The following is a 225-nucleotide window of genomic DNA, read 5'->3' on the forward strand; positions in this document are numbered from 1 at the left end:
CAGATAAGCGCAAAGACGGTTCAGGGAAGCTGCTGTACTGCTCTTTTTGCGGCAAAAGCCAGCATGAAGTCCGCAAGCTGATTGCCGGCCCGTCAGTCTATATCTGCGACGAATGCGTCGATTTATGTAACGACATTATTCGCGAAGAGATCAAAGAAGTTGCGCCCCATCACCGCGAGCGCAGTTCGCTGCCGACGCCGCACGAAATCCGCGAGCATCTGGACG

The 225-nt window shown here is 54.7% G+C and carries 1 protein-coding gene; it reads left to right on the plus strand.

Features of this window, described 5'->3' with window-relative positions; translation table 11 throughout:
- The coding region (locus QCD69_RS22690) for a ClpX C4-type zinc finger protein (RefSeq protein ID WP_301253590.1) at window positions 1-225 on the plus strand (225 nt) is incomplete at both ends.

The organism is Erwinia sp. PsM31, assembly GCF_030433775.1.
GTDB lineage: Bacteria > Pseudomonadota > Gammaproteobacteria > Enterobacterales > Enterobacteriaceae > Erwinia > Erwinia aeris.